Source organism: Clostridium sp. C8 (assembly GCF_001010885.1).
GTDB lineage: Bacteria > Bacillota > Clostridia > Clostridiales > Clostridiaceae > Clostridium > Clostridium sartagoforme.
In genome coordinates this window covers 1-22,036 of sequence record NZ_LBMX01000005.1, presented here as the reverse complement: position 1 = coordinate 22,036, position 22,036 = coordinate 1, and the positions used below count along the sequence as shown (strand labels likewise).

The window sequence follows — 22,036 nt, the reverse complement described above, 5'->3', positions numbered from 1 at the left end:
TATTTCTCCTTTAATATTTTTCCTCTAATTAATATATGCTTTTATAGTTAAAATAGTTCTATTATATTTCTTCAGGCTTACTTACAAAAAAATCATTATCCTCATAGTCATCATTTGATCTTGTTTGATCAACTCCACCTGCTAAATTTTCCCTTATAGCATCAAATACTCCTTTCATGTTAATTGTTCCATATCCCCACTGCTCATTTGGATATATATCTCCAACTCTCATACTAGTTCCTCTTATTAAATAAGTTCTTATTTCCGTTGCATATAAACTCGGATCATTACCATTAACTATTCCCCATTGCATTAAAAGTGCACAACATCCTGCTGTAATGGAGGTCCCCACAGATGAGCCACTAACTATCCTAGTTCCTCCGCCTGGTGTTGTAACTATTGCATTTATTCCTCCTGCTGCAATATCTGGCTTTATTCTCCCATCTCTTGTGAATCCTCTACCAGATTGTCCTATAGTAGCATTGTTGTTTTGATTATAAAATGCTGCTGCTATTACACTTCTTGCTGTTGCAGGAATTGTTAGTGTCGTATATTGACTTGGACTTAAGAACTTGGTATCTGGATCAAGTAAACTTCTTTGTGGTAGCCAACTCCAGTATCGTCCATCCACTACATAATCTCCATATAATCTAAATTGCCATATTCCTTCCTTTAACCCTCTTGCTTCTATACTTATTATCTGGTCTCCTGTAAAAAGATCTGGATATATATATGAAATTCTCATTCTTGTTCCTTCATAAATAAAATTTACCTTTTCAACTTTATTTAGTCTTACTGGTATTCTTTCAACGACTTCTCCAGAGGGCGATACTACTCCTATTGAAACCTTATCAGGTTGTTGAATATATATTTGAAAATTTAAATCTCTTTGTCCCTTTCCAATTCTGATTTCTAAAGTTCTTATTTGCCCTGGTCTATCAAACCTTCCTTCTGTATGTGTGTCTGTATCACCTTCATTTCCAGTACCCGTAACACATACTACTCCTAGTTGAATACTTATTTGTGATATATATGCCTCAACTACATTGGTCCCATCATGTGATCCTATATTGCTTCCTACAGGGAGGCATATAACCATAGGCTTCCCTAAGTCACTTGCTAACATATTCAAATACCGTATTGCTAAAGATAGTTCTATACTTGTATATCTTCCACTTCCTGGTGTACTAACACCTGCATAATCTAATATCACACTTGGAGCTTGTTTCAATTTAACTATTGCAAACTCACAATCTGGAGCTATTCCCATAACTTCTGGATTTATTCCTCTAGCACCAACTAAACTAGCTACCATAGTCCCATGCCCTATATCATCTTTAGTCTGTACTATAGCATAAGGATCTTCTCCTCTTTTATTTGCTTGTATAGCTTGATTTATTTGATCACTGTTATACTCTATCCCTAACTTTACATCATAAATTCTATCCTCTCCATTTAAACTTTGATCCCATATCCTAACTACTCGCGTAGTCTCATCCTCTCTCATGAATTCATTGTTTAAATAATCTATTCCAGTATCTATGATTCCTACTACAACTCCTCTACCATTTAACTGTATAAATGGATTGTTATGAAATAACGGAGCCCCACTTGCTTCTACAGGTGAAGATTGCTCTAATGTATAAATTACAGGTATTTCTATTGAAACTACATCTTTAACATATGGCTCAAGTTCTAGTACTCTATTAAATGGTATAAAAGCGATTCCAAAGTTATTATCTACTAACACAATTGATGCACCTGGTATATCATTTACTTTTAGCGCTTGCTCCCTAGAACTATATTCAATTAAAAAACCTACAACCTCTGAGTAATTCTGATAATTTTGAAGTGCTTCACTTTGAAGATCCTTGTATATACTCATTTGTCTATACTTATTATTTTTGATATCCACTTCCTTTTCCTCCAATTTAATAAAAACGTTATTTTCCTCAGCCGTGATATCTTTATAATTAATTCCATTGCTATCGCTTTGTTTTTCTTCATCATATCTATAATTCCCACTATTTCTAGTACCAATAAACCCTATATTATTTATTATACTTTCTATAGCAGAACTTAGACATACCTCTCCATACCCCCAACTTGGATCTGGATAAGTTACATCTGTCCTAGGCCTTTTTGCTGAAATTACTAAGTAATATTTCAACCTTTCACCAAACAAATAAGGATCATTTCTTTTTAAAATCCCCCACTCCATCATCAATGCTGCAATACCAGCTACATGTGGCGTCGCCATAGATGTGCCACTCCTTGTATCAAATGATCTATTTGGAGTTGGTGCTGAAATATTTTCTCCTGGTGCAACTAAATCAGGTCTTACTGCTTTAAATACTACCGGTCTTCCTCGTCCACTAAAGGAAGATATATTATTAGTAACATAATTGTAACTTCCAACTGCAATTATATTGCTTACTGTTGCAGGAATTCCAAGTGTATTTAAAACTGTTGGTTGTAAAAACTTTGTATTAATATTAAGCCCTTCAGATATAGGTAACCACATATCAAATATACCTTTATATTCGTTTTGTAATGATATCCTGATTTCCCACTGTCCTGCTGATATATATTGACCATTTGTTAATAATGCAATTGATATTTCTCCTATCAAATCAAAAGGCTTAGGCCCAGTATAAAAAACTTGATATCTATCTCTTCCTATTATTCCTTCAGTATATCCCTCTCTTATTATTATTTCTCCACTTGTAGCTGCTGTAGGACTTGTTATCCTTATAGCTATATTAGATAAAACCGATTTATATAAATTTAATACTACCGCTTGCTCATCCTCTGCTACATTTATAGATATTCTTTTTTCTCCTGATAACTCTCCTCCAATATGATGAGCCGCATCCCCCTCATTTCCAGCTGCAATTGCAATAGTGATTCTTTCTAAAGTCGCTACAGTAGATATATATTGCTCTAGCAAACTTGTGCCATTATGAGCTCCATCATTAGTACTTAAACTTATATTAACTACTAATGGTTTATTAAGCTCCTTTCCTATATCAACTAGAAACTTCAACCCTCTCATTATATTAGAGCTAAGTGCAAACCTCCCTCTAGTACTTTTAACCATGGCAATTGAACTTTTAGGAGCTACCCCATAAAAAGATGGATTAATATTCCCTCCTGCACAAGCAATCCCAGCTACATGAGTTCCATGTTCTGTATTATCATAAGAGGGAACTATTGCATATGGGTCTGGACTTTGAAGAGCTGTATTTATATTGTCACGATTATAGATCTGCCCTTCATTGCTTAAGTCATATATATAATCTATCCTTGTTGTTCCATCCTCATTTCTAAATGCTGGATGAGTAAAATCTATACCTGAATCTATAAATCCAATTAGAACACCTTCACCTTGAATACCATAGTTCTCCCTAGCTGTGTTTACACAAGCTGCTCTATTACTTTGAGCATCTGTAGTATATAAGCTTTTAGGTAATTCTATATATTGTATTGAATTACTATTTGCTAACCTCCATAAGTTCTCAACAGGTATATTAACTATTCCAAATCCAAAACCTAAATTCTCATATTTCCCACCTAAATCCTCTACAATCTTAGCTACATTTTCAGCACTATCTCCAGATATTATAGTAACTTCTATAGTGTTACCTTCAGAAAAATCAGCACCGTAACTTATTCCTAATTTACTCAATATATTCTTTGGTACATTTTGTATAAGCCCTAATCCTGCATCTACTTTATTTGGATTTATGTTCTCTATAGTTATCACCTCTCAAATTTTGTTTATATCAATATATGTATTTTTTTGATAAAGTGGGAACTTAATTTGTAATTTGTACTATATATTAATAATCTTTCTTGATAAAAAGAAAGGAAATTACTCAAAGTTATCCAAAAGGAAAACTTTTTATAATTTCCTAAAGAGTAAAAAAAAAGTTGTTTTGAACTTAATAAATTCAAAACAACTTTCTTTATTATAATTTTATTTCTATTCTTTCTAACTTAGCTAAGACAGAGATTTCATTAAGATTCATAGTTTCAGTTAATAAACTTCCTGCATTGCTTACTAATAAAACTTTAGAATTTCCTAGATTCTTTATTTGTCTTATTGCTCTTTTTCCTTTATATTCAACTAAAAATATTCCATTATTACTTACTTCTTTTACTAAAGTAGCAAAAGCTAAATCACCCTTTAGCATTCTAAATCCAGACATATCATCATCTTGAATTTCTAAGTATATAACCTTATCTTGGGAATATCCTTCAACTTTATTTGAATGTATAGGTAATTCCTTAAACCCTCTATTACCTTTTAAAGAATAATCTAATATAGGGACATTTTTAAGTACAGATGAAAATGCATTTGTCCAAACTTCATCCTTTTCTACCTTGACTTTAGATCCCTTACTCTTAACTTCACTCATAGATTTTCTTTCTTCAATTAAAGCTTCATCAGTAACAACCATGCTAACATCATTAAAATCAGCATTTAATATCTTTGATGCTTTTTCAATTAAAGATTCCTGAGCTACTCTTCTTCCCATTTCAACTTCATTTATAAACTTTTCAGCTACACCTAATTTTTTAGCTAATACTTTCTGACTCATTCCACTTTTCAGTCTAGCTTCCTTTATCTTTTCCCCAACTCTACTCACTTTGAGATCTTCCCTTCTGTTGTTTTAAATACCATTCTCTTTCTTCAACTAAATGTTCTACTAAATAATTAAATTTCCATTCAATTGAAACTGGTGTTACTGTTGCCAATATTCCACCTTTGATATTTTGCCTAATACTTCTTATAGTCTCTCTAAGCTCTTCATCTGAAAAATTATTAAAAAGAATAACAGACTCATTTCTTAGGCTTGAATTGAAAGTTTCAAATTTCAAGCCATCTAAAATATCCCTAATGGTCATTTCTGTCATTTCAGAAGATATTAATATAACCTTAAATCCTTCTTCCTTTAATATATTTATTTCCCTCTCCGGTACATTATAAGCTAAGATACATTTGTTATTATCAAGCATATAACCCCTCCTAAATCTTTATTACTAATTTTTTATTATTTCTGGTGAAGCATAAGTTTCTCCAAATGTTTCTACTGTCATTTTTAGAATCTTTTGATCTTCATATGGCTTATCATTATAATCTCTCTTTGAATTTACTATTTTATCTGCTACTTCCATTCCTTCTATAACTTTTCCGAAAGATGCATATTGTCCATCTAGATGTGGAGAATCAGCAACCATTATAAAAAATTGACTTCCTGCTGAATCAGGTATCATTGTTCTAGCCATTGAAAGAACTCCTCTTGAATGTTTTAAATCGTTTTTGAATCCATTTCTTGAGAATTCACCTTTTATACTATAGCCAGGGCCTCCCATTCCTGTTCCATCTGGGCATCCCCCTTGGATCATAAAACCTGGTATTACTCTGTGAAATATAATTCCATCATAAAATCCTTTATTAATTAAATCTATAAAGTTTCTTACTGTATTTGGTGCTATTTCTGGATATAATTCAGCTTTTATAATTCCTCCATTTTCTATGCTTATAGTTACTATTGGATTTTGCATAATAAATCTCCCTTCGATTTCATTTTTATTAGTATTATCATATTTGAATAATTGAATTCAAAATTATGATATATAAATTATTTCTTAATGGTAATTATATATTATTTAATAAAAAAAGCATAGATTTCTCTATGCTTTATTGAAAAGTAGTTCCTAACACTACTCTAGAATAATCTTTATAATTTGATAAATTTTTAACATTTATTTGCTTAAAAATAAACTCTCTTCCAAACTTATTAATTAAATCTCCAAGAAGAACATTTAAAAAAGTTGTAGGAATTCTTTTAAATCCCTGAAAATCAAGAACTACTCCTAAATTTATATTGTTTCTAATAATTTCTCTTAGCAAAATAGCATCTTCTATAGTTATATCTTCTCCTAATACGTCTTTTATTCTGATTTCCATATATAATACCCCCAAATCTATTAATTGTTTAAATTTTCTGAAAACTCTCTTTACTATAATATATCAATTATTAGTTTTTTTGTCAACAATTTAACAAATATTTTTTTAAATTAAGCTTATAATAATATTATTATAAGCTTAATTCTTTTCTACATATTTAAAAGTTTATTGCTTAAATCTATAAATTCATTTTTACCATATGAATTTATAACTTCTATTTCTCCTTTTTTATTACGTTCTGTTAATAGGTTTTTATTTTCTAATCTTCGTCTTAACTCTTTTACCGTTCCTAATCCCCCATCCATTATAATAACATCTTTTCCAACTATTTTTGATAATGTATCTGTTATAAATGGATAGTGCGTACACCCTAATACAATAGAAGCTATTTTCCCTTTATTATATGTATTTATTTTATTTCTTAAGTACTCTTCAATTTCTTCGCCTTGAAGTTTACCACTTTCTATAAATTCTACAAGACCAGGACACGGTATTGGAATTATCGATGCCTTATCTTTATATTTCCCCATTAGTTTATTAAACTTTTCTTCTTTTAATGTCATTGTTGTTGCCATTATTAATATATTTCCTTGTATATTAAGCTCTACAGCTGGTTTTAATGCAGGCTCTATTCCAACTAAAGGTAGTTCTGGGTACACCTTTCTTAATTCTGCAACAGCAGCACTAGTTGCTGTATTACATGCAATTGCAATTCCTTTTACTCCCTTATTTAATAGAATTTCTACAGCTTTAAAAGTTAGATCCCTAACTTCACTAACGCTTTTGACTCCATACGGTGCATTTTTAGAATCTCCAAAATATATATAGTTCTCATTTGGCATTATTTTTATTGCCTCTTTCATTACACTTAGTCCGCCTACCCCTGAATCAAAAAAACCTATTGGCCTATTTTTGTTGTCCAATTACTCTCACTCCATTTTCTTTAATTCTATATTTTATTTTATACCTTTATTTAATATAAATCTACAAATTTATATTCTTATTCATACTTACTTATATTAGAAATAATTTACCAATACTATTTCATCAAATTAATTATTGACATCATAAGATGTATATAATAGAATTGCTTTATAAATAAAAAAATTTACGAATATTATGATGTCTATACCACTTAAATATTCGAGTTTCAACAGAAAGGAAGTGAATTTTCCTTGTTATTTTTCGCAAGGGAACTTTTTTATGAAAGATTTAATTTTTACAATTTCTAAATCAAAACACAATAAAGAAGACTTATCTAAAATACTTAAAGAGCATCCTGAAATAAAATTTGTATCTATTGTTGGAATAGACTTATCCGGTAATGACACCGATGAAAAAATTCCTACAAGATTATTTCTAGACGATATTGACTCATTTTTAAACGGAGTTGCAATTCAGACAGATGGTTCTTCAGTTGTACTTCCTGGAATAGCAACATTAAATGATGCAAAAGTTGATATGGTGGCAGATCTTAATGCAAATTGGTTTGTTGACTATAACTTCGATTATATTGATCCAATTACTAACAAACCAGTTGGTACTCTTAGAATCCCTTCATTTTTAATTCATAACAATAAGGCAGTATGTTCAAGAAATATACTTACTTCTGCAATAAATACTTTTAAATCAACTCTTTTAGATATTTTTAAGAATAAACCTGAAACTTTAGATCCATTTGGAATTAAATATGATGATATAGATAAAATTATAATTACTTCAGCTACAGAACTAGAATTTTGGGTTAAGACTCCAAATGAACAAGCTCATATAGAAGAATTATCTACATCTCAAGTATTACAAGAGCAATACTGGACTAGAACTAAAGGAACAGTAAGAACTGCACTAGAAGAAACCTTACTTCTTATGGAAGCATATGGATTTGAGCCTGAAATGGGGCATAAAGAAGTTGGAGGAGTTAAATCCAAATTAGATAGTAATGGACAATTTAATCATATAATGGAACAGCTTGAAATTGATTGGAAATACTCAGATGCTGTTCAAGCTGCTGATAATGAAATTTTTGTTAAGATCCTTACTCAAGAAACCTTTAGAAGACATGGTTTAGATGTTTCTTTTAAAGCAAAACCTATCGATGATGTTGCAGGATCTGGAATGCATGTCCATCTAGGTGTTAGCTTAAAACTTAAGGATGGAAAGAGAATAAACTTATTCCACGCAACTAAGGAGGATTTCTTAAGCTGCATCGGATATGGAGCTATAATGGGAGTATTAAAAAATTATGAAATTATGAATCCATTTATTTCTACAACTAGTGGTGCATTTAAAAGATTAAAACCTGGTTTTGAAGCCCCTATATGTATAGTTACATCTCTTGGAGTATCTCCTGATAATCCATCAAGAAATAGAACTATATTAATAGGTTTAATAAGAGACTTAATGAATCCGTTAGCAACTAGATTTGAGCTTAGATCACCTAATCCTCATACAAATATATATCTAGCTCTTTCAGTTTCATATATGTCAATGCTTGATGGAATAATATATGCTCTTGAAAATAATAAAACTGAAGAAGAGCTTTTGGTTGAATTATCGAAGAAACCTGGGGAAGATGCTAAATATTTAGAAAAGACAAGAGCTTATAGAAGTGAAGAAGATGTATTTGAGTTCTACTCCGATCTAGAGAGAGATGAATACTTTAGTAAGGCTCCAGCTACAGTGTACGAAAATCTTCTTCAGTTAGATAAATATCCTGATAAGCTAAATGTATTAAAAAGAAATGATGTCTTTAGTGATAAATTAATAAATAGTTTTAAACTTGCAACTATTCAAAGATGGACTACAGATATTATTCACAGAATAATATTAAACCATGCTTCTGAAGTTAGATCATTTAAAAAATTACATTCTGATAATGCATTAGATTTAGATATATCAAATTGGATGACTATAGATAACCTTAGACATTATATAATGAAAGATACTTATACAAATAAGGGGTTATTCACTCGAATAAAAGAAGCTTTAACTAATGAAAACTATGCTGTTGCTTCCGACTTACTAATTGAGTTAGAAGATAAAATGAGCTCATTAAGAAAGCTTTACAATAACTACACTAAAAATTTATTAGATATATAAATTTAATTAAAGGATTAGGATTAACATCTTAATCCTTTAATTATGTATAAATTAATATGTGACTGCTAGTAATATATTACATAAATTGTTATAATATAAATAAAAAGTAGAGGTATAAAATATGAGACTTGTTCCTTTAGAAAGTGTTCGAATTAATTCATATCTTGCTAAAACCTTATACGATATTGAAGGAAGAGTTTTACTAAATGAAGGTACTAAAATCAATACTGCCTTAATAGAAAAACTAAGAAGTTTCAATATAGACTTATTATATATTATTGATGATTTAAGTAATGATGATATTAAAAATATAATAAAACCTGATCTTAGGAATAAAGCTTTAGAATTAATAAATAGTACATTTAAAAATGCAGAAATCTCAGGCTTATCTAATGATAATGATGAATATTTGAAATCTGTTTATTTATTAGCAGAAGAGCTTCTAGATGCTATACTGTCTAATGATGATTTATTACCTTATTTAGTAGATATACGAAATCTGAATTTAAATACTTATAATCACTGTGTAAATGTTGCTATTATATCCTTAGTAGTTGGAATAAATTTAAAGCTTAATAGAACTGAGCTTTTAAACCTGGCTACAGGTGCACTGATACATGATATAGGTAAAGCTTTTATATATAAAGGTTTAGTTATGAAAGATGCTCCACTAACTTATGATGAATTTGAATTAATGAAAAATCATTGTCAGAAAGGGTATAATTATATAGAGAATAATGCTTTTATCAATAATGATATTAAAATGATAGTATTACAGCATCATGAAAGAATTGATGGTTTAGGGTATCCTAATGGATTATTTGGAAATCAAATAAATAAACTTGCTAAAATAGTTTCAATTGCAGATATTTATGATATGTTAACATCACAGAAATATTATATACAATCAATGTGCGCCAGTGATGCTTTGGAATATATAATGAGTCATGCAGGTACTATCTTTGATTTCAATATAGTTAAAGTCTTTTCTAAAGTTATTGTTCCTTTCCCATACGGGACAGTTGTTAGGTTAAGTAATGGTGATTTAGGTATTGTTAAAGAGACCTTTTCAAACTTTCCCTTAAGACCTAATATCAAAATAATAAAAAGTAATATAAAAGAAAATGAAGGAACAACTATAAGTTTAATAAATGAATTATCGATAGTTATATCACATATAGAAAAAGTTGTATGAAGCTTAAGGTAGAGAATATCTCTGCCTTTTTACTCTATAGGAAATTATATTTTAAAAATCTGTGGATAAATCGTTGTTTATAGAATATAAGTTATTAAAGTTATTCCTATAGAGTAAAAAAATAGAATAAAGTGCGCGTGCAAGATTTCCCTCAGACAAGCTTCGGAAATGCACATGCGCGAAAAAAAGTCGACTGCTCGGCAAGCTCGCCTTGACGACTTTTTTATATCCATGCTGGAATACTTATCTTTTCATTATCAATAATAGAAGATTTATTCCCTATTACGTTTTTTATAATACTTTTACTTTTATTTAATGAATTACTATTTATAAATTCTTCAGCTTCCTTCATACTATTTGCTTTAAATATAAACGTCCATCCATCTTTATCATATTTTCCTGTACACATTAAATACTTTTCTGTTACATTACTTATATGTTGTCTATCTACTATTAAACTTTTAAATTCACCTATTGTTTTATAATTTAATTTTACAAAAATATCATTGTTCATATTGACCTCCACCAAACATAAGTTCTATAATATTAATATATACGAACGTACGTTTTATGTCAATACTTGTATAAACTTTTATTTAAAAATTTATTTTTTTGTATAAATATATTATTTGTTGTCGAAAATAATAAATTGCGAAGCATTTTTTAGTGCACAGTTCACAGTGCACAGTTCACAGTTATGGAAATAATTCAGCTTTGCTGAATTAAGAAAACTATTATTAAAAACTCTTAGAGTTTTTATATATCCTAATCTTAGAAACTACGTAGTAGTTTCATCCATAACTTTCAACTTTCAACTCTCAACTAATTAATAACTGTGCACTGTGCCTTGTGAACTGTAAACTGAAAAATGCTTCGCATTTTAAAACTATTCTGCTATATTAAATACCTCTAAGTTCTCATTTTCTATTCCAAAGTATTTAACTTCTGCTATTGCTCTTAATGTATCTAACGATGTTATAACTTCTATATTTCTTTCTACTGCCGCTCTTCTTATTATAAATCCGTCTCTTTTTGAATCATTACCCTTTGTTGGAGTATTTATTACTAAATCAACTGCCTTACTTTTTATTATGTCTAATATATTAGGCTTATCTTCATGAAGCTTTCTTACTGTTTCAACTTCTATATCAACTTCCTTTAAAAGATTAGCTGTTCCTTCTGTTGCAATAAATTTATATCCTATTTCTGATAACATTTTAGCTATAGGCAAGAATTCCTTTTTATCATGATTATTTATTGTAGCCAATATCTTCTTTTCTTTATTTGAAGGATACATACTAGCTGCTACAAATCCTTTATATAATGCTTCTCTTATAGTTCTTCCTACTCCTAGTACTTCTCCTGTAGATCTCATTTCTGGCCCTAAGGATACTTCAACCTTAGGTAATTTTTGAGTTGAGAATACAGGAACCTTTACTGAAACTAAATCTGGCTCTTTATATATATCTACTCCGTATCCTAAATCTTTTAACTTGTATCCAAGCATTACTTTTGTAGCCAAATCTACTATAGGTACCTTACTTACTTTACTTATATATGGTACGGTTCTTGAGGCTCTTGGATTTACTTCTATTATATAAAGATTTCCTTCAAACTCTATAAACTGAATATTTATCATACCCTTAATACCAATTGATGTTGCAATCTTTTTTGTATAATTTAAAACTTTACTTTTTATTTTATTGCTTATATTTGGGCTCGGATACATTGTTACTGAATCTCCAGAGTGTACCCCAGCTCTTTCTAAGTGCTCCATTACTCCTGGTATAAGAATATTTTCTCCATCAGATATAGCATCTACTTCAATTTCTCTACCCATTAAATATTTATCTACTAATATAGGATTCTTCTTATCTTTTGAAAAAGCATTCTTTAAATAATACTTTAACTCTTCTTCATCAAAAGTTATTTCCATTCCTTGTCCCCCTAAGACATATGAAGGTCTTACAAGTACAGGAAAACCTAACCTTTCAGCTTCTTCTAACCCTTCTTCTACAGTCCAAACCCCTTTGCCTTTTGGCCTATCAATCCCTAAGCTTTCAAGTAATTCATCAAACTTCTCTCTATCTTCTGCCATATCTATTTGATCTGCTGTTGTTCCTAAAGTTTTTATTCCTTTTTCTTTTAAGAAGTTCGCAAGTTTTATAGCTGTCTGTCCACCAAATTGAAGGATAACTCCATATGGATTTTCTTTTTCTATTATATTTAATACATCTTCTTCTGTAAGTGGTTCAAAGTATAGTTTATCTGATATATTAAAATCCGTACTTACTGTTTCTGGATTATTATTTACTATTATAGTTTCAATTCCCATTTTTCTTAATGCCATTACACAATGTACTGAAGCATAATCAAATTCTATTCCTTGCCCTATTCTAATTGGCCCTGATCCTATAACTAATACCTTTTTCTTATCAGATACCTGAACTTCATCATATTGTTCATAAGTTGAATAATAATATGGTGATAATGCTTCAAATTCCCCTCCACAAGTATCAACCATCTTGTATGAAGGCTTTATATTCCAAATACTTCTCAACTTATATATATCATCTGGATTAACCTTCAGCATATCAGCTATCGCTTTATCTGAAAACCCCTTTTTCTTTAATTCTAATAACCATTCCTTATCTAAATCATCTACTTTATTTAGCTTTAATCTAGTTTCTTCTTCCACTATCCATTTAAACTTCTCTAGGAAAAATATATCTATTCCTGTTATTTTAGATATACTTTCTATTCTATAATCTCTTCTTATCATTTCTGCAAGAGCAAATAGTCTTTCATCATCAGGCTTCATTACTATAGTTTTTAATTCTTGTATGCTTAATTCTTTGAACTTAGGGTGATCTAAAGAATACTTACCTATTTCTAAGCTTCTTATTCCCTTTAAAAGCGCTGCCTCTAAATTAGATCCTATAGCCATTACTTCTCCAGTTGCCATCATTTTAGTTCCTAAAGTTCTATCTGCTGTATAGAATTTATCAAAAGGCCACTTTGGAATTTTTACTACTACATAATCTAATGTTGGCTCAAAGCAAGCATAAGTCTTTTGAGTTACTGCATTTTTAATTTCATCTAATCCATATCCTAATGCTATCTTTGCTGCAAGTTTAGCTATTGGGTATCCTGTTGCCTTTGATGCTAATGCTGATGACCTCGATACTCTTGGATTAATTTCTATTACTGCATATTGAAATGAATTTGGATTTAATGCAAATTGAACATTACATCCGCCCTCTATTCCTACTGCATTTATTATCTTTATAGCTGAAGTTCTAAGCATCTGATATTCTTTATCTGATAAAGTTTGAGATGGTGCTACAACTATACTATCTCCAGTATGAATACCAACTGGATCGATATTTTCCATATTACATACAGTTATGCAATTTCCATAAGAGTCCCTCATTACTTCGTACTCTATTTCCTTCCAACCCTTAACTGATTTTTCTAACAACACTTGTCCTATTGTGCTTAATTGTAATCCTGATGCTAATATTTCTCTTAATTGTGCTTCATTATCAGCTATTCCACCACCAGTTCCTCCTAATGTATAAGCAGGTCTAACTATTACTGGATATCCTATTCGTTCTGCATATCTAATTCCAGCTTCCATTTCAGTTATTATTTCACTTTGTATAACTGGCTCATTTATCCTATTCATCATATTTCTAAAAAGCTCTCTGTCTTCACCTTCTTTAATAGATTGAATAGATGTTCCAATTACTTTCACACTGTACTTTTCAAGTATTCCTGCTTCATGTAAATCTACTGCAAGGTTAAGTCCTGTTTGTCCTCCCATTCCTGTAAGCAAACTATCTGGTCTTTCTTTTTCTATCACCTTTTCTAGAAACTCAATTGTTAATGGTTCAATATATACTTTGTCCGCAACCTCTGCATCAGTCATTATAGTTGCTGGGTTAGAATTAACCAAAACTACTTCTATGCCTTCTTCTTTAAGTGCTTGGCATGCTTGAGTTCCTGAATAATCAAATTCAGCTGCTTGCCCTATAACAATTGGGCCTGATCCTATTACTAAAACTTTTTTTATATCTTTATTTAACGGCATATCTAACCCCTCCTATAATGCATACTTTATAAATTTATCAAAGATATATTCGCTATCTTGTGGGCCTGCTGCAGCTTCCGGATGGAATTGAACTGAAAATATTGGAAGCTTATTATGCTTCATTCCTTCAATAGTTCCATCATTTATATTTATATGTGTTGCTACAACATCTTCTGGGAGTGTTTCAACTACATACCCATGATTTTGTGATGTAATATGAACTTTATTTTCTTCTAAATCCTTAACTGGATGGTTACATCCTCTGTGTCCAAATTTTAATTTAGCGGTCTTACCACCTAGTGTTAATGCTAAAAGTTGATGGCCTAGACATATTCCCACTAATGGTTTCTTTCCCACTAACTTCTTTATATTTTCTATCACATCTGGTAAATCTTCTGGATCTCCAGGTCCATTTGATAAAAATACTAAGTCAGGATTTACTTTTAAAAGTTCCTCTGCTGTTACTTTCATAGGAAAAATAGTTAATTTACAATTTCTATTTTTAAAATTTCTTATTATATTTTCTTTTATACCAAAATCTATAATTGCAACATGCTTTCCAGTTCCATCTATTTCATACTTCTTTTCAGTGCTTACCATGCTAACTGCTTTTTTATTTGTAAATAATGCTATTCTATCTTTAACTTCTTCTAAAGTTACATCTTCTAAGGTAATAATCCCCTTCATTGTTCCATGATTTCTCAAAACCTTTGTTAAGGCTCTAGTATCTATTCCTTCTAGTCCTATTATTTTATTTTGTTTTAAGTAATCTTCTAAATTTATTTCACATCTGAAATTATTAGGATGATTACATTTTTCTCTAACTATGAATCCCCTAACCTTTGGAGACTTTGATTCCATATCCTCTAAGTTAATCCCATAATTCCCCACAAGAGGATAAGTCATTGTAACTATTTGACCGTAATAAGATGGATCAGTTAACACCTCTTGGTATCCTGTCATACCAGTAGTAAATACTACTTCCCCTATGCTGTCCTTTAAATAACCAAAAGCTTTTCCTTCAAAAACCATGCCATTTTCTAATATTAGCTTTGCTTTCATATTTAGCCCTCCTTAAAATTAAACATATTTAGCTAAAAATACACTTCATAAAACAAAAACAAAAGGATAATAAGAAGACAACAAATTATAGTTCTCTTCCTACTATCCTTATATATTTAGTATCAGTATTAGAAAATGCCCTTACTGACATAGTTATGCAATTATTTTGTGAATATAAATATAACATAATCATACTCCCTTTCTGGCCTCACAGGACCAATTTAAAGTGTACATTTTAACTTCACTCAAAATTAATTATCTTTTTGATAATATTTTATATTTTATATAACTATATGTCAATGTTTTTAAACAATATTAATAATTATGCAATAAATAGATATATATTATATCTAAATAAATATTCATAGCTATTAAAATATAATCTGCTCATCATAAGCTTAGGCTAGTACATTACTGATACTTGTATTATAGATAGTAGATTTATTTAATAATTATCTACTATCTATAATACACTATAATATAAAATAAATATATATATTATGAATAAAAATTCATTAATATCTAATTTTTATTCATGCATTGTAAAGTAATTTGTCTTTCCTTAAATAGTATAATCCTATCATATTTAGCATCAATATACTTATTATTAAATAGTTACTTAAGTCACTCTAACAGTGACTTATTTCAATATAAAAATTTAAAATATTATCTTATAATAAAAATATATTAGGAAATATTTTCATAATTAATATTGATATTATTCTTTTTAATGATATAATATAGTATATATTAACTCTTAATAAAATAATTTATACCGTTGTAGAAAGGGGTAACTAAGTGCTTAAATTAAAAAATGTAAGTAAAAGTTTTAAAAAATCAAAGGTAGTTGATAATTTATCTTTTTCAGTAGATAAAGGTGAAATTGTTGGACTGCTTGGAGAAAATGGTGCTGGAAAGACAACAACATTAAGAATGATTTCTACTATGTTACAGATAACTGAAGGTGAAATTAACGTAAATGACATTGATGTTAAATCCAATTCTGAAAAAGTAAGAAAAGAAATAGGAATACTGTTTGGCGGAGATGTTGGGCTTTATGATAGACTAAGTGGTAGAGAAAACATACGTTACTTTGCCAATCTTTATGGAATGGACAAGAAAACAGCTGACAAGCGAATTGATGAATTGGCAAAAAGCTTTGAAATGGAAGACTATATAAATAAACCTGTTGGTAAATATTCTAGAGGTATGAAACAAAAAATCTCAATTGCTAGGTCAATAGTTCATAATCCATCCGTTATGCTTTTTGATGAACCTACTACTGGATTGGATGTAAGTGCTGCCAGGATAGTTCAAGATTTTATACTTCAATGTAAAGCTGAAAATAAAATCATATTATTCTCTAGTCATTCTATGAAAGAAGTTGAAAAACTTTGTGATAGAGTTGTAATTATAAATAAAGGAAGATTACTGGAAGATTGTACATTAAGTCATTTAAAAGAAAAGTATAACAATGATGATTTAGAAGAAACTTTCTTAGGTCTTATAGGAGGTCATAGTAATGAATAATTTTTTAACTGTATTAAAAAAGGAATTATTAGACATTGTAAGAGATAAAAAAACATTAGTATTCACTCTAATACTTCCTATACTTATATATCCTATAATGTTTAAATTTATGTCTTCTGCTATGGAAAAAACTCAATCAGATGTTCAAAAGGAAATTAACATTTATATAGATGGAAATAAGGATTCTGCTATGGCAAAAGCTATAACATCTTTAGATAATATTAAAACGCCTGATATATCATCACCAAGTGAATCATTAAAAAATGGAGATATTCAAATTATAGTAAAAATTCCTGATAGCTTTGATACAAATATAGCACAAGGTAAAAACGATACTATTGAACTTTTAATAGATGAAGAATCTAACAAGTCTATGATTGCAAGTAGTATGATTAGTGAAATATATGAAAACTATAAAAATTCTATAGTTGAACAACGCTTGGCTGACAAAGGAATTGATTCATCTATATTAACACCTTTTGAAGTTAATATTAAATCAGGAATAAACACTGATAATGAGGATATTAATGCTGGGGCTACAATGCTTCTTACTATGATTCCTACACTAATTGTTATTCTTATGGTATCTTCTACAGTTGGTATGGCAGCTGATCTTGGTGCTGGTGAAAAAGAAAGATTTACATTTGAACCACTTTTATCAACATCAGCTAAAAGATCTTCATTACTTTGGGGTAAAATAGCTGCTTTATGTACTGTCTCATTTATAGCACTAATAGCCAACCTTACAGCAATGGTAATATCCATGCAAAAGTTTATGGTTATTGGTGAAGAAGTTAATTTTAAACTTACTCCTGAAACAATCCTTGGAATGCTTGTAATTGGAGCTCTAGTTTTAGTTACTTTATCAGCATTACAAATATCTGTAAGTATATATGCAAGGGCAACTAAAGAAGCTAATTCTTATCTAGCTGCTATTACTATGCCAACTATGATTTTATCATTTATACCTTATATGATGGATGCAAAAGGTATAAATCCTGCATTCTTCAATATTCCTATAACAAATGCAATTTGTTTAATGAAGGAATTTACAGTTGGTATATTTGATATTAAGCATATTGCTTTGGTTGTTGGATGGCATATAGTTTATATAATTGCTTCCATAATCTTCGCTAAATCTATGTTCTCAAAGGAAGAAGTTATATTTAGAAACTAATATTATACTTGGATACTTGATAATTTATCTTGGAGGCTTATATTATGAAAGAAATAAAAATAGATAACTGTCCTTATTGTGGAGCGACAGAATTTACTAAGGGATATCAAACTGCACAAGGAAGTATGTATCCACAGACATTCGGATTGAAATTAGGATGCCCTATTGAACACACTATTTGTACCGAATGTGGAAGTATTGTACATTCAAGAGTAACTAAGATAGAAAGATTTAAATAAAGAATGATATATTTTTAGCCTATGGGGTACCCCATAGGCTATTTTTTTCTTGATTATTCATTTCCCATTATTAATTACTAATTACAGAAAGCTCTCCAAGCTTTTTATCTAATTTTCTTATATCGGGCCATGTATGATAATTAGCACCTTCTTTAGAGTAATATTCTATAAAATCTTCTATACTAACCTCATATTTTTCAGATCCATCTAATTCTATTTGTAATACTTCTGTATTTAGTATATTAAATTCTGTTATCTCTCCTACAGATATTGACTCATCCCCATAAAAAAATATAACTCCATTTTCAACTAAGACTTCATATAACTCTAAAATATCATCTATAATATTCCCTTCCATTAATCTCACCTATCCTTTGTTCATCATTAATATTATCTTTCTAGATAAGCTTCTAGGAATAAATTTATTTAATGTAACTATTAATTTATTTTTAAATCCTGGAATTATTATTACTTTTCCCTTTTTAAAATCCTTATAAGCTATTTCTGCAACATCCTTAGCTGACATTAATGTATTTTTAGCTCCTTCACTTTTCTTTATTCCTGATTTTTCTTGGAAACTTGTTTTTACAGGCCCTGGACATAGACAGCTTATTTTTATTTCACTATTCTTTACTTCTTCGTGTAAAGCTTCCGTAAAATTAAGTACATAAGCCTTTGAAGCATAATAAACAGCCATCTTTGGTCCAGCACAAAAAGCAGCTGTTGAAGCTACATTCATAATAGCTCCCTCTCCATGTTCTATCATAATAGGTAGAAATGTTTTAGTTAGCTCCGTTAAAGCTCTTATATTTACATCTATTAATTTTAATTCCTTCTCCATTTCTATTTCGCTTATGTAACCAAAAGATCCTAGTCCTGCATTATTAATTAAAATATCCACAGATATATTTTTTTTATCCACAAAATCTAATACTTTTTCACAAGAGTTATCCTCAGATAAATCTAAAACAATAGTATAAACCTTAATGCTATATAAGCTTAACTCTTCTTTTACTTCCCTTAATCTCTGTTCATCCCTTGCAACTAAAATTAAGTTATTTCCATCACTGGCATATAACTTTGCTAACTCATACCCAATTCCAGTAGTTGCTCCAGTTATTAATACATAGCTCCTACCATACGGTTTACCCATAAAAATCCTCCATATAAACTTAATCTTTTTTATTTATAAATTTATATCTAAATATACCATATACCTCTCAATATATAAATATTAATTAACACTCTAATATATTAATTATTAATAAATAATTTTCATTAAAGTAAAAAATAAGAGCTGTATCCTAATTACTTAAAATACAACTCCCATTATTTAATTAGCTAGTAATTATAACCTTATCCTAGTGCTTGAATAACAAAGTTTAATAAGAATAATAAGCTTACAGTGTACATTATTGGATGAACATCTTTGGCTTGTTTTTTTATTATCTTAACTAAACAATAAGCTAAAAATCCTGCTGCAATACCGTTTGTTATGCTATAAGTAAATGGCATAAATGCTATAACAAAGAATGCTGGAACAGCTATATCAAAATCACCCCATTCAATATTCTTAAGTGATTCTGCCATTAATACCCCTACAACAATTAAAGCTGGTGCTGTTGCTGCTGCTGGAACCATACCCATTACTGGTGAAAAGAATAATGATATTAGGAATAATCCTGCAACTGTTACAGATGTTAATCCTGTTCTTCCACCTTGTCCAATACCTGCAGCACTTTCCACATAAGTTGTTGTGTTACTAGTACCTAATAATGCTCCAGTTGAAGTTGCTATTGCATCTGCAAATAAAGCTCTTTCAAGTTTTGATTTAGAACCATTTCCTTCAGAAAATAACTTTTCATCATTTTCATCAAATATACCCGCTTTTCTTCCTGTTCCTAAAAATGTTCCTATTGTATCAAATGTATCAGATAATGAAAAAGCAAATATAGTTGTAAATACTAATAATATCCTAGATGGATCACTAAATAATCCCTTAATATCTAATTTAAAGAATGTTGGTGCTAAGCTTGGCACACTAAAATCCATAGTTGAAAAATCCGCCACGTGTGTAACTCCATTAAAAGTACCTATTACAGTTGTTGCTAATATTCCAATTAAAATTGCACCTTTAACATTTAGTAACATTAATACTACAGTTATTACTAATCCTATTAGTGCAAGTATAGCTACTGGATCTTTAAAGTTAGTAATAGATGGTACTATATCTGCAAATACCGCAGAATCACCTGTATCTAAAATTTTATTTGCTGCCTCTCCAGTAAAATTTATAAAATGAGCTTGTTTAATTCCTAAGTAAGCTATAAATAGTCCTATTCCTCCAGATATAGCATATTGAAGAGATAGTGGAATTGCCTGTATTATCATTTTTCTTATTTTAGTAGTAGTTATAATTATGTTTATAATTCCGCATATAAATACCATGGCTAATGCTTGGTTCCATGTAAAACCAAGACCTAATACTACTGTAAATGTAAATAATGCATTTAATCCCATTCCTGGTGCTTGTGCAAAAGGAACATTTGCTACTAATCCCATAACTAAAGTACCAATAGCTGATGCAAGAATTGTTGCTACAAAGACTGCGCCCTTGTCCATTCCTGTTATAGATAACATTGCTGGATTTACGAATAATATATATGCCATAGTTAAAAATGTAGTTAGTCCTGCCATTAATTCTGTCTTTACATTTGTTCCGTTTTCTTTTAATTTAAAAAACTTATTCATAATAACCCCCGTTTCGAATATTTCATATTCATTTTATCATTTTATTCGTATTTAATCAATATTTTTATTTTTACTTTTGATTTTTTATATATAATATTGCTTTTTAAGGTGGATTCATCTTATTCACTGTTCATCAACACGAACATTTCAATGCAAGATATATATTTATAATTTGTCTTCAATATGGTTTTTAGTATTATCAGCTTTTTGCTTGATATAATATTTCAAGAATTATTCTATATATTTACAATAAAGTTTCGAACAGGTATAATATGTATATAACTACACTGTATTCATATACATGAAGATAAATATTCTAATAAATCACAATTGAAGCTTTCTATGGGACAGCTTCATTAGATAAAACTATCTATATTTTAATTATTTATAATGTTTTATAATAATCACTATATGATCTTTAGTTGTCGAACTAACAGAAAAAGAGGCTGGTTTAGTATTAAATTTAAAACCAATACCTAGTAATTTCATTTATTAAATATTTATATAGGAGGACTTATAATGAAAAGAGAAGTTCAAAAAATACCTGTTCCTTTATTAATTTTTGGTAGTGACTTTAATAGACACAATACAAATATATATATAAAGAATCACACAGGTTATAACCTAGAAAATTCTACTATTGAAAGAACTGGTACCGGGGGACATCCTATTAAATTAGGAACTATAAAAGCAATGAGTTCTGATATCGCCGAAGAAATATATCCTTCACCAACTATGGAAAAATCAGATTTAATCTTAAATTACGTATTAAATGGTGAAAACCATAGTTCTGTTATACACGGTAATATAGTGCTTACTGATATAAGACCCTTAGTTATTGATATAATTGAAGAAAATGGAGAATTAATTTTTTCAGCAACACGTATAACGCCATAGCCATCAAGCTAATATT

The 22,036-nt window shown here is 29.5% G+C and carries 18 protein-coding genes; 6 read left to right on the top strand and 12 right to left on the bottom strand.

Going from position 1 to position 22,036, the window contains the following annotated elements:
• Positions 1-61 precede the first annotated feature (61 nt).
• The 6 genes from AAT22_RS00455 to murI form a co-directional block, all read right to left on the bottom strand.
• Positions 62-3,766 carry a S8 family peptidase gene (locus AAT22_RS00455; protein WP_046999910.1) on the bottom strand — a complete coding sequence of 1,235 codons (3,705 nt, stop codon included), beginning with the start codon at positions 3,764-3,766 and terminating at the stop codon, positions 62-64.
• A 205-nt stretch (positions 3,767-3,971) separates the two neighbouring features.
• The gene (locus tag AAT22_RS00450; protein WP_046999909.1) at positions 3,972-4,652 is read right to left on the bottom strand and encodes a helix-turn-helix transcriptional regulator; all 681 of its coding nucleotides are present in this window, start codon (positions 4,650-4,652) and stop codon (positions 3,972-3,974) included.
• Positions 4,645-5,022 (bottom strand): DUF3783 domain-containing protein, encoded by a 378-nt coding sequence (locus AAT22_RS00445; RefSeq protein ID WP_046999908.1) that lies wholly within the window; start codon positions 5,020-5,022, stop codon positions 4,645-4,647. The genes AAT22_RS00450 and AAT22_RS00445 overlap by 8 nt, the downstream gene beginning before the upstream one ends.
• Positions 5,023-5,046: 24 nt before the next feature.
• Positions 5,047-5,571 carry a peptidylprolyl isomerase gene (locus tag AAT22_RS00440; RefSeq protein WP_046999907.1) on the bottom strand — a complete coding sequence of 175 codons (525 nt, stop codon included), beginning with the start codon at positions 5,569-5,571 and terminating at the stop codon, positions 5,047-5,049.
• 136 nt (positions 5,572-5,707) lie between these two features.
• Positions 5,708-5,977, bottom strand: coding sequence for an STAS-like domain-containing protein (locus AAT22_RS00435; protein WP_016206938.1), 270 nt, complete (start codon positions 5,975-5,977; stop codon positions 5,708-5,710).
• A gap of 149 nt (positions 5,978-6,126) precedes the next feature.
• Complete coding sequence (gene murI, locus AAT22_RS00430) at positions 6,127-6,900, bottom strand: glutamate racemase (RefSeq protein WP_016206939.1); 774 nt, start codon at positions 6,898-6,900, stop codon at positions 6,127-6,129.
• Between the two features lie 280 nt (positions 6,901-7,180).
• On the opposite strand from murI, the gene AAT22_RS00425 reads away from it, so the two are divergent.
• Complete coding sequence (locus AAT22_RS00425) at positions 7,181-9,076, top strand: glutamine synthetase (protein WP_016206940.1); 1,896 nt, start codon at positions 7,181-7,183, stop codon at positions 9,074-9,076.
• A gap of 121 nt (positions 9,077-9,197) precedes the next feature.
• Positions 9,198-10,271: an HD domain-containing phosphohydrolase gene (locus AAT22_RS00420; protein ID WP_046999906.1), complete on the top strand. Its 1,074-nt coding sequence runs from the start codon at positions 9,198-9,200 to the stop codon at positions 10,269-10,271.
• A 223-nt stretch (positions 10,272-10,494) separates the two neighbouring features.
• Here AAT22_RS00420 and AAT22_RS00415 read toward each other — a convergent pair whose 3' ends face one another.
• The 3 genes from AAT22_RS00415 to AAT22_RS00405 all read right to left on the bottom strand — a co-directional run bounded on the left by AAT22_RS00415 (position 10,495) and on the right by AAT22_RS00405 (position 15,426).
• Positions 10,495-10,785 (bottom strand): hypothetical protein, encoded by a 291-nt coding sequence (locus AAT22_RS00415; protein WP_016206942.1) that lies wholly within the window; start codon positions 10,783-10,785, stop codon positions 10,495-10,497.
• Between the two features lie 372 nt (positions 10,786-11,157).
• Positions 11,158-14,364 (bottom strand): carbamoyl-phosphate synthase large subunit, encoded by a 3,207-nt coding sequence (gene carB, locus AAT22_RS00410; protein WP_046999905.1) that lies wholly within the window; start codon positions 14,362-14,364, stop codon positions 11,158-11,160.
• Positions 14,365-14,376: 12 nt separating this feature from the next.
• Positions 14,377-15,426, bottom strand: coding sequence for a carbamoyl phosphate synthase small subunit (locus AAT22_RS00405; RefSeq protein WP_046999904.1), 1,050 nt, complete (start codon positions 15,424-15,426; stop codon positions 14,377-14,379).
• A 798-nt stretch (positions 15,427-16,224) separates the two neighbouring features.
• On the opposite strand from AAT22_RS00405, the gene AAT22_RS00400 reads away from it, so the two are divergent.
• From AAT22_RS00400 to AAT22_RS00390, 3 genes are read left to right on the top strand one after another with little or no spacing between them, the layout of a single operon-like run.
• Positions 16,225-16,956 carry an ATP-binding cassette domain-containing protein gene (locus tag AAT22_RS00400; RefSeq protein ID WP_016206945.1) on the top strand — a complete coding sequence of 244 codons (732 nt, stop codon included), beginning with the start codon at positions 16,225-16,227 and terminating at the stop codon, positions 16,954-16,956.
• The gene (locus AAT22_RS00395) at positions 16,949-18,133 is read left to right on the top strand and encodes an ABC transporter permease (RefSeq protein WP_046999903.1); all 1,185 of its coding nucleotides are present in this window, start codon (positions 16,949-16,951) and stop codon (positions 18,131-18,133) included. The genes AAT22_RS00400 and AAT22_RS00395 overlap by 8 nt, the downstream gene beginning before the upstream one ends.
• Positions 18,134-18,177: 44 nt before the next feature.
• A complete protein-coding gene (locus AAT22_RS00390; protein ID WP_016206947.1) occupies positions 18,178-18,372 on the top strand; it encodes a hypothetical protein in 195 nt (64 codons plus the stop codon).
• 70 nt (positions 18,373-18,442) lie between these two features.
• On the opposite strand, the gene AAT22_RS00385 is transcribed toward AAT22_RS00390, so the two are convergent.
• From AAT22_RS00385 to AAT22_RS00375, 3 genes are all read right to left on the bottom strand, one after another.
• Complete coding sequence (locus tag AAT22_RS00385; protein WP_046999902.1) at positions 18,443-18,730, bottom strand: hypothetical protein; 288 nt, start codon at positions 18,728-18,730, stop codon at positions 18,443-18,445.
• 9 nt (positions 18,731-18,739) lie between these two features.
• Complete coding sequence (locus AAT22_RS00380; RefSeq protein WP_046999901.1) at positions 18,740-19,525, bottom strand: SDR family oxidoreductase; 786 nt, start codon at positions 19,523-19,525, stop codon at positions 18,740-18,742.
• Between the two features lie 203 nt (positions 19,526-19,728).
• Complete coding sequence (locus AAT22_RS00375; RefSeq protein WP_046999900.1) at positions 19,729-21,123, bottom strand: NCS2 family permease; 1,395 nt, start codon at positions 21,121-21,123, stop codon at positions 19,729-19,731.
• 519 nt (positions 21,124-21,642) lie between these two features.
• Here AAT22_RS00375 and AAT22_RS00370 point away from each other — a divergent pair.
• The gene (locus AAT22_RS00370; RefSeq protein WP_046999899.1) at positions 21,643-22,020 is read left to right on the top strand and encodes a hypothetical protein; all 378 of its coding nucleotides are present in this window, start codon (positions 21,643-21,645) and stop codon (positions 22,018-22,020) included.
• The last annotated feature ends 16 nt before the right edge of the window (positions 22,021-22,036 follow it).